Origin of the sequence: Methyloceanibacter marginalis (genome assembly GCF_001723295.1) — a bacterium.
Classification (GTDB): domain Bacteria; phylum Pseudomonadota; class Alphaproteobacteria; order Rhizobiales; family Methyloligellaceae; genus Methyloceanibacter; species Methyloceanibacter marginalis.
Genome location: NZ_LPWD01000013.1, coordinates 1 through 9,457, shown reverse-complemented (window position 1 = coordinate 9,457; position 9,457 = coordinate 1). Strand labels below are relative to the sequence as shown.

Sequence of the window (9,457 nt, the reverse complement as noted above, 5' to 3'; positions counted from 1 at the left end):
AGCGCCGCGAGCGCCTCGGCGCCTTGCGCCGGGGTGATCTCGCCGGCGCGGACCTTGTCCTCGATGTCTTGATATTGCCGCGCGGCCTTGCGGCCGCCCTTGAAGGCGGCGAGCAGGCGTTGCTCGAAGATTTCGCGCATCCACGCGGCCGCCTGATCGGCCCTCCGCCCGTCCAGCACGCCGGACTCCGCGAGCGCCACGTGGCATTCCTTGATCTTTTCCCACAGCGCATCGAGGCCGGCATTGTCGCGCGCCGAGACCGTCAGCACCGCCGGCTGCCAAGCCGCGTTGCCTGCGGCGAGAATGTGCAGGGCCGCGCGGTACTCGGTCGCCGCGCGATTGGCGCGCTCGATGTTGTCGCTGTCGGCCTTGTTGACGGCAATGACGTCGGCGAGCTCGAGCAGCCCGCGCTTGATGCCTTGCAGCTCGTCGCCGGCGCCGGGAATCGCGACCACCACGAAGACGTCCACCATGTTCGAGACCGCGGTCTCGGACTGGCCGACGCCGACCGTCTCAACCAGAACCACGTCGAAGCCCGCGGCTTCGGCGATGGCGATGGTCTCGCGGGTCGTCTTGGTCACGCCGCCGAGGCTCGTGCCGGCCGGCGAGGGGCGGATATAGGCGTTCGACTCCGCGGCGAGCCGGCCCATGCGGGTCTTGTCGCCGAGGATCGAGCCTCCCGTGCGCGACGACGTGGGATCGACGGCGAGCACGGCGACTTTGTGGCCCGCGGCGATCAGGTTCATGCCGAGCTGATCGATGAGCGTGGACTTGCCGGCGCCGGGCGGACCGCTGATGCCGATGCGGATGGCGCTCTTCGTCTCGGGAAGCAGCGTCTTGAGGAGTTCCTGGGCGCGGGCCTGATCGTCGGGCTTGGTGCTCTCGATCAGAGTGATGGCACGGCCCAGCGCCACGCGATCGTTCGCGCGGACGGCGCTCGCCAAATCTTCGAGACTTTGGGGGGACTTGCTGCCGGTCATGGCATGCGGGGTAGGGGCAAACCGGCCAAAGCGCAAGATGGATGTGGGTTGATGGCCAGCTTAGTATGTGATACGTAATACGTATAATTTATCGGGCCCGCAGGATGTGATCCGTTCGTTCGCTGATGGAGACTCGGAGCGACTGTTCCGGCGGGAGCGGGTCAGCGGATTCCGCTCGTTCGAGCGTATCGCCTTGCGCAAACTTCGGATGCTCGATGCAGCGGCCAACGTGACCGACCTCCGTTCCCCTCCAGGTAACCGCCTGGAGAAATTGAAGGGAGATCGAGAGGGCAAATGGAGCATCCGGATCAATGACCAGTGGCGAATTTGCTTCGGATGGGAGGATGGGGATGCGTTCGATGTCGAGATTGTCGACTACCACAGGTGCATGACCAAGTTGTTAGCTCCGGTGCATCCGGGCGAGGTTTTGAAGGAGGAGTTCATGGAGCCGTTGGGCCTGAGTGCCAATCGGCTGGCGCGCGGCCTCCGGATTCCGCCAAACCGCATCTCCGCCATTGTGAACGGTGAGCGGAGTGTGACGGCAGATACGGCATTGCGCCTCGCGAAAGCGCTTGGGACTACGCCCGACTTTTGGCTCAGCCTGCAAAAGCAGTACGATCTCGATATCGCACGGGATGCCTCGACAGATCTCGGACGCATTGAGCCGATACGTGCGCGCGCAAGCTAGAGGCTACTCTGCCGCGGCCACCTTGCCGGCGTCGATGCCGAGTTTGCTGAGGATGTCGATGGCGGCGCTGGCGATCGGCGTGCCGGGGCCGAAAATGGCCTTGGCGCCGGCTTCGTAGAGTTCCGGATAGTCTTGCGGCGGGATGACGCCGCCGACCACGATCATAATGTCGCCGCGCCCTTGGTCCTCCAGCGCCTCGCGCAACGCCGGCACCAGCGTCAGATGTCCGGCGGCGAGCGACGACACGCCGAGAATATGGACGTCGTTCTCGACCGCCTGGCGGGCGGCCTCCTCGGGCGTCTGGAACAGCGGTCCGATATCCACGTCGAAGCCGAGATCTGCGAACGCGCTCGCGATCACCTTCTGGCCGCGGTCATGCCCGTCCTGGCCCATCTTGGCGACCAGGATGCGCGGCCTGCGGCCGTGTTCGGTCTCGAAAGCCTCGATCAGCTCTGCGACACGGGTCATGTTTCCGTCCTTGCGGCCCATCTCCGACTTATAGACGCCGGAGATTGCCGAAACGTTGGCGCGGTGGCGGCCATAGACCTTCTCCAGCGCATAGGAAATCTCGCCGACGGTCGCCATGACGCGGGCGGCCGCGACCGCGCCTTCCAGCAAATTGCCCTTGCCGGTCTCAGCGTACTCCGTGAGCGCATCGAGCGCACGCGTCACCGCCGCCTCGTCGCGCTCGGCCCTGAGCCGCGCGAGCTTGTCGAGCTGCTGGCGGCGCACGGAGCGATTGTCGACTTTGAGGATGGCGATGTCGGCGTCGCTGTCGGAGCGGTACTTGTTCACGCCGACGATGGTCTGGCGGCCGGAGTCGATGCGGCCTTGGGTGGCGGTCGCCGCCTGCTCGATCATGCGTTTCGGAATGCCGGCCTCGATGGCCTTGGCCATGCCGCCGAACTTCTCGACCTCCTCGATATGCTCCATGGCGCGCTTCGCCAGGTCGTAGGTGAGGCGCTCGATGTAATAGCTGCCGCCCCAGGGATCGATGATGGCTGTGGTGCCGCTTTCCTTTTGCAGCATGAGCTGCGTGTTGCGGGCGATGCGCGCGGAGAAGTCAGTCGGCAGGGCAAGCGCCTCGTCGAGGGCCGTGGTGTGCAGCGACTGGGTATGGCCTTGGGTCGCGGCCATGGCTTCGACGCAGGTGCGGACCACGTTGTTGAACACGTCCTGCGCCGCCAGGCTCCAGCCGCTCGTCTGGCAGTGGGTGCGCAGCGCCAGCGATTTCGGGTCCTTGGGCGCGAACTCGTCCATCATGAGCTTCGCCCACAGCACGCGCGCGGCGCGCATCTTGGCGATCTCCATGTAGTAGTTCATGCCGATGGCCCAGAAGAACGAGAGCCGCGGCGCGAAAGAATCGACGTCGAGCCCCGAGGCGATGGCCGCGCGCACATATTCGATGCCGTCGGCGAGCGTGTAGGCGAGCTCCAGGTCCGCCGTCGCGCCCGCTTCCTGCATGTGATAGCCGGAGATCGAGATCGAGTTGAAGCGCGGCATCTCTTTTGAGGTGTAGCCGATGATGTCGGAGACGATGCGCATCGAGGGTTCGGGCGGATAGATGTAGGTGTTCCGCACCATGAACTCTTTGAGGATGTCGTTTTGGATCGTGCCCGAAAGCTGATCGTGCGGCACGCCTTGCTCTTCGCCGGCGGCGATGAACAGCGCCAGCACCGGCAGCACCGCGCCGTTCATGGTCATCGACACAGAGACCTGGTCGAGCGGAATGTGATCGAACAGGGTGCGCATGTCGTAGATGGAGTCGATGGCGACGCCCGCCATGCCCACGTCGCCCGTCACGCGCGGATGATCGCTGTCGTAGCCGCGGTGCGTGGCCAGATCGAAGGCGATGGACACGCCCTGCTGGCCGGCGGCGAGATTGCGCCGGTAGAAGGCATTCGAATCCTCGGCGGTCGAGAAGCCGGAATATTGGCGCACGGTCCAGGGCCGCTGCACATACATGGTGGGGTAGGGGCCGCGCAGATAAGGCGGCACGCCGGGGAGCCCATCGAGAAAGTCGAGGCCCTTGAGATCGTCCGGGCCGTAGACCGGCTTCACCGAGATCTTCTCCGGCGTCTCCCAAGCGGGCGCCTCGGAGGCGAGCGCCGGCTCGCGCGGCTCCTCGAAATCGATCTCGGTGAATTTCGGAATCCCGGTCAACTCAAGCCCCCAAATTCGTGTAGGCGCCGCGCAAGGTTTCGAGCGCATCGGCGCGGCCGCGACGAAGCGCTCGCGCCCGCCGATTTCAGCTCTGTTTCCAGCTCGCCCGGCTTGCCCGCGAGATAGATGTGCTTGGCGCCGGCCTCTCTGAGTTGTCTCGCCGCGTCTGCCCCGCCGCTCGCATAGACCTTGTCGGATGAGCAGAGACAGACAAGCGATGCTTCTGATGCCTTGAAGGCTTTCAGCATGTCGTCGCTCGACTGTGCCCCTTGCGCCGCGATGGCCTCGATGCCGCCTGCCTCGAACAGGCTCTTGGCGAAGCTTGCGCGCGCGTGAAGTCCGCGGGGCGCCCGAGACAGGCGAGGAAGATTTTCGGGCGCGCGCCGTGTGCGGCGCGATACTGGTCGCTTCGGTCGCGCAACGCTTCGAACGGCTCGGAAAGCCGCATGCGTTGGAGCGGCTCGGCGGTGCGCTCGGCCTCGTCGTTGCACGGCGCGGACGGTGCGCCGTCGAGCACGGAAATCTCGGCTTCGGCGAGATCGGGAAAGTCGCTGGTGCCGATCAGCGAGTCCTTGCGCCGGGCGATCGCCTTCTCGCGCGCGGCGCGGGCTTCGGCGACATCGCTTTGGATGAGCCTTGGCGCAGCGCCTCGGCAGGCCCGCCGGCCGCTTCGATCTCCTGAAACAACTTCCAGGCTTCCAGGCAAAGCGCGCTTGTGAGCGCTTCCATGGCGCCGGAGCCCGCGGCGGGATCGGCGACGCGATAAAGGTTCGACTCTTCGAGCAGGATGGTCTGGGTGTTGCGCGCGATGCGGCGGGCGAAAGCATCGGGAAGCCCCACCGCCGCGCTGAACGGCAGCACGGTCACGGCGTTCGCCCCGCCCACGGCCGCGGCAAGGCCGGCGATCGTACCGCGCACGATGTTTCCGTGGGGATCGCGCTTGGTCATCATGCGCCAGGCGGTCTCGGCGGTGACGAAGGCCGGCTCCGGCTCGAGACCGCATGCCTCTTCGACGCGCGACCATAGCTTGCGGATGCTGCGGAACTTGGCGGTGGTGAGGAACTGGTTCTGGTCCGCCGCCAGACGGAAGAAGATGAGACGCCGCGCCGTATCGAGGGCACGCCGCCGTCATGGGCGGCGCGCACATAGGCGAGCGCGGTCGACAGCGCGAAGGCCAGCTCTTGCGCTTCCGAGCCGCCTGCCGCGTGCACGGGGCGGCCGTCTCCGACCGCGAAGGGGCCCTTGAAGCCCTGCGCGATCATCTCGCCGACGAGGCTTGCGAACACGTTCGCCATGTCGGGCCAGACCACGTTGTTCCAGCCATTGGCCGCCAGCACGCCGATGGGATCGAATCCGAAGCGGATATTGACGTCGCTCGGAGCGAGGCCGCGCTGCTGCACGAGATTGGCGAGCATCAAGGCGGCGTCCTTGCAGAGCGGGCCAAGCTGAAGCTCGATGGGCACGCCCCACTCGAAGTGCACGTCCTCCAACGCCTCTTTGAGAACGGCCTCGGACGGCGGCAGGGCATGGCCGTAATCGCCGGCCGAGCCTTGGAGCACGAGGCTGAGGCCGCTGGCGCCGTTGTTCAGGTCTTCGAGGATTTGCCGGTTGGCCGTCTTGCCGTCGGCGATGTCGATGCGCTGGATGACCTCCCACGGCGCCCCCGGCCCGCCGGGACGACGTCCGCATCGCTCGCCCGGCCATAGAGCGGCTCGATGACGATGCCGTCACAGCTCTTGGATTCGAGCGAGGCGAAGGGCGCGCTCAGCGCCTTTTCGACCAGCTTCTTCCAGGCCGCTTCGTCGGCGGGCGGAAAGTCGCGGGCCAAGGGGAGTTCAGCCATCTTGCTAACCCTAGAATGGTTCTTGCTTTTTCTCCTAGCACGAAGCTCGCGCGGCGAGAAACCCGTGGGATCTTGGCGGGATTGCGCCCATAGGCCATCTTGGCGTGGGGCTTGTGCAGCCGTTAAAGTGCCGCAGGCCAAGCGAGGGGGATCAGCGGCAATGGCGCGGAAGAAGACACCAACCAAGACGGCGGCGGCAAAGTCCAAAGCGGCCGCCAAAGACGCTGCCGATGCGGCGGAGATCGTCGCCAAGCTCGATCCGGCCGAACTGCCGGAGGAGTCCGTCTATCTCGGCCAGAGCGTCAAGCCGGAGTTCATCCTGCTCAAGCTCGCCAACCGGCACGGGTTGATCACGGGCGCCACCGGCACCGGAAAAACCGTAACCCTTCAAGGCCTTGCGGAAAGCTTCTCGACGGCGGGCGTGCCGGTGTTCTGCGCCGACGTGAAGGGCGATCTCTCCGGCGTGGCCGAGATGGGCGTGGCCAAGGGGTGGATCGAGGAACGTGCGGAACTGATCGGCTACGATGTCGAGTTCAGCGCGCACCCGGTGATCTTCTGGGATTTGTTCGGCGAACAGGGCCACCCAATCCGGACCACTGTCACGGAATTGGGCCCATTGCTCCTGTCCCGGTTGATGGATCTCAGCGAGGCGCAGGAAGGCGTGCTCAACATCGCTTTCAAGATCGCCGACGATGAGAAGCTGCCCCTGCTCGATCTCAAGGATCTGCAGTCGCTGCTGGAGGATCTCGCCGCCCGCGCCGACACGCTCACCACCAAATACGGCAACATCACCAAGCCTCGGTCGCGCATCCAGCGCTCGCTGCTGGTCCTGGAGCAGCAGGGCGGGCAGCACTTCTTCGGCGAGCCGGCGTTGAAGATCGACGATCTGATGCGCACCAGCCCGGACGGCGCGGGCTATATCAGCGTCCTCGTGGCCGACAAGCTGATGCAGAGCCCGCGGCTCTATGCGACTTTTCTCCTGTTCCTCATGTCGGAGATGTTCGAGGAATTGCCCGAGGTGGGCGATCCGGAAAAGCCGAAGCTCGTGTTCTTCTTCGACGAGGCGCATCTCCTGTTCCGCGATGCGCCCAAGGCACTTCTGGAGAAGGTCGAGCAGGTGGTGCGCCTGATCCGCTCCAAGGGCGTCGGCGTCTATTTCGTGACCCAGAACCCGATGGACGTGCCCGATACGGTCTCGCGCCAGCTCGGCAACCGGGTGCAGCATGCGCTCAGGGCCTTTTCGCCGCTGGAGCAGAAGGCGGTGAAGGCCGCGGCGACCACTTTCCGCGCCAACCCGGCTTTCGACACCGAGAAGACCATCATGGAGCTCGGCATCGGCGAGGCTCTGGTGTCGAGTCTCGACCGGAAGGGTCAACCGACCATGGTGGAGCGCACCTATGTCAAGCCGCCGTCGTCGCAGGTCGGGCCCCTGACCGCGGCGGAACGCAAGGCGGTGATCAAGAAAAGCCCGGTTGCCGGCGAATACGACGAGGTCGTGGACCGCAACTCGGCGCACGAGATCTTGCAGGAGCGGACCAAGGCACGCGCGGCGGAGGCCGCCGAGGCAGAGGCGTCCGGCGGCAAGACCGCGGCCCGCAAAAGCGCCGGCGGCTCGCGCAGCGACGGCTTCTGGACGACGCTCGGCAAGTCCATCGCCCGCTCCGTGGTGCCCATGGCGACGCGGGTGCTGGAGGACGCCATCAAGCGCAATGCCCTCGGCGGGATCTCGCGCAAGCGCTAAAGGCGTGACCGCAGGCCATCCTGTGCTACACGAGCGCCCATGTTCACCCTCGACGACATCTCGCTGCGGCTCGGCGGCCATCTCATTCTCGATCACGCCTCGGCGTCCCTGCCGCCGAAGGCGCGCGTCGGGCTGGTCGGCCGCAACGGCGCCGGCAAGTCCTCGCTGCTCAAGCTGATCGCGGGTCAGCATGAGCCCGACACCGGCCGCATCGAGGCGCCGTCGGCCATGCGCATCGGCTATCTGGCGCAGGAAGCGCCAAGCGGTAAGGCCACCCCGTTCGAAACGGTGCTGGCGGCGGCGGCCGAGCGCGCCGCGCTGATGGACGAGGCCGAGCACGCCGTCGATCCGCATCGCATCGCCGAGATCCACGAGCGGCTCACGGCCATCGACGCCCATGGCGCGCCGGCGCGGGCCGCGCGCATCCTCGCCGGGCTCGGCTTCTCGGAGGAGGCGCAGCACCAGCCGCTCGACACGTTCTCCGGCGGCTGGCGCATGCGCGTGGCGCTGGCGGGGCTGCTGTTCTCCGAGCCGGACCTGCTGCTGCTCGACGAGCCTTCCAACCATCTCGATCTCGAAGCGGCGCTGTGGCTCGAATCGTTCCTCAAGAGCTACCGCGCGAGCCTGATCGTGGTGAGCCACGAGCGCGATCTCCTGAACAACGTGGTCGACACGATCCTCCACGTGGAGCGGGGCAAGACGACGCTTTATGCCGGCAATTACGACCAGTTCGAGCGGCAGCGGCGCGAGCGGCTGGCCCAAGCCGAAGCCTCGCGCGCCAGCCAGGAGGCCAGGCGCAAGAAGCTGCAGGCCTATGTGGACCGCTGGCGCTACAAGGCGCATAGCGCGCGCCAGGCGCAGAGCCGGCTGAAAGCGCTTCAGAAAATGGAGCCGGTGGCCGAGGCGGCCGAGGATCCCTCGCTCGTGTTCGACTTTCCGAGCCCAAAGGAATTGAGCCCGCCGCTTCTCGTGCTCGAAGACGTCGCGGTGGGCTATGCGCCGGATACGCCGGTGCTGTCGGGGCTCGACTTGCGCATCGACCCGGACGACCGCATCGCTTTTGTGGGCCGCAACGGCAACGGCAAGACGACGCTCGCCCGGCTGCTCGCCGGCCAGCTCGCGCCGATGGCGGGGAAGATCGCGGCCAGCGGCAAGCTCACGGTCGGGTATTTCGCCCAGCATCAGATCGAGGAATTGGTCGCCGAGGACACGCCGCTCCAGCATATGGAGCGTCTGCTGCCGGACGCGAAGCAGGGCGCGTGCGCGCCCATCTCGGCCGCTTCGGGTTCTTCGGGCGACAAGGCGATGGTCCAAGTGAAGAAGCTCTCGGGCGGGGAGCGGGCGCGGCTGTCGCTGGCGCTGATTACCCGCGATGCGCCGCATATCCTAATCCTCGATGAGCCGACCAACCATCTCGACGTGGATGCGCGCGAGGCGCTGGTCCAGGCGCTGGCGGCCTTTGGCGGCGCCGTGGTCGTCGTCAGCCATGACCGGCATCTCTTGGGCCTGATCGCCGACCGGCTGCTGCTCGTGGCCGACGGCACCGCGCGGGAGTTCGACGGCAGCATCGAGGATTACCGCGATCAGGTGCTGAGCGCGGGCTCGGGCAAAAGCGGCAACGGCGCGGACCCATCCCAGAAGATCAGCCGCAAGGACAAGCGCAAGGCGGCGGCGGATGCGCGGGAACGCGCCAAAGAGCTGCGCAAGACCGCGACGTCGGCGGAAGCCGAAATGAAAACGCTGTGGCGGAAGCGCGACGAGATCGACGCGCTGCTGACCGCACCCGACGCCGCGGCCGGCGAGTTGATGAAGCGGCGCGGCGCGGTGGAGCGCGATCTGGCGGCGGCGGAAGCGCGCTGGCTCGAGGCGAGCGAGGCGGTCGAAGCCGTGAAGCAGGGCGAGGCCGATTGCTGATCTCGAGTTCTCGATCGGCCAGACTGAACTGCGTTTATGACCCCCACCCCCGACCCTCCCCCTTGCAGGGGGAGGGAGCTTCACGCGCGGTGCATATCCCTCCCCCCTGAAAGGGGGGGAGATAGAGG

At 66.4% G+C, this 9,457-nt stretch carries 5 protein-coding genes and 2 pseudogenes; 4 read left to right on the top strand and 3 right to left on the bottom strand.

Annotated elements, in window-relative coordinates:
* Nucleotides 1-980 (bottom strand): methylmalonyl Co-A mutase-associated GTPase MeaB (gene meaB / locus AUC71_RS00530; RefSeq protein ID WP_069622690.1); only part of this gene is annotated, 980 nt, incomplete at its 3' end.
* 106 nt (nucleotides 981-1,086) lie between these two features.
* Here meaB and AUC71_RS20585 point away from each other — a divergent pair.
* Together AUC71_RS20585 and AUC71_RS20580 are read left to right on the top strand one after the other, a co-directional pair.
* Nucleotides 1,087-1,362, top strand: a pseudogene (locus tag AUC71_RS20585) (type II toxin-antitoxin system RelE/ParE family toxin); the annotation flags it as partial.
* Nucleotides 1,363-1,368: 6 nt separating this feature from the next.
* Nucleotides 1,369-1,668: a HigA family addiction module antitoxin gene (locus AUC71_RS20580; protein ID WP_244500734.1), complete on the top strand. Its 300-nt coding sequence runs from the start codon at nucleotides 1,369-1,371 to the stop codon at nucleotides 1,666-1,668.
* A 3-nt stretch (nucleotides 1,669-1,671) separates the two neighbouring features.
* On the opposite strand, the gene scpA is transcribed toward AUC71_RS20580, so the two are convergent.
* A complete protein-coding gene (scpA, locus tag AUC71_RS00520) occupies nucleotides 1,672-3,831 on the bottom strand; it encodes a methylmalonyl-CoA mutase (protein WP_069622688.1) in 2,160 nt (719 codons plus the stop codon).
* Between the two features lies 1 nt (nucleotide 3,832).
* Nucleotides 3,833-5,674, bottom strand: a pseudogene (locus tag AUC71_RS22465) (methylmalonyl-CoA mutase family protein).
* Nucleotides 5,675-5,834: 160 nt separating this feature from the next.
* Between AUC71_RS22465 and AUC71_RS00510 the strand changes: the two are divergent.
* Nucleotides 5,835-7,415 (top strand): helicase HerA-like domain-containing protein, encoded by a 1,581-nt coding sequence (locus AUC71_RS00510; RefSeq protein WP_083237943.1) that lies wholly within the window; start codon nucleotides 5,835-5,837, stop codon nucleotides 7,413-7,415.
* Nucleotides 7,416-7,454: 39 nt separating this feature from the next.
* Nucleotides 7,455-9,329 (top strand): ABC-F family ATP-binding cassette domain-containing protein, encoded by a 1,875-nt coding sequence (locus tag AUC71_RS00505; protein ID WP_069622687.1) that lies wholly within the window; start codon nucleotides 7,455-7,457, stop codon nucleotides 9,327-9,329.
* Nucleotides 9,330-9,457 lie beyond the last annotated feature (128 nt).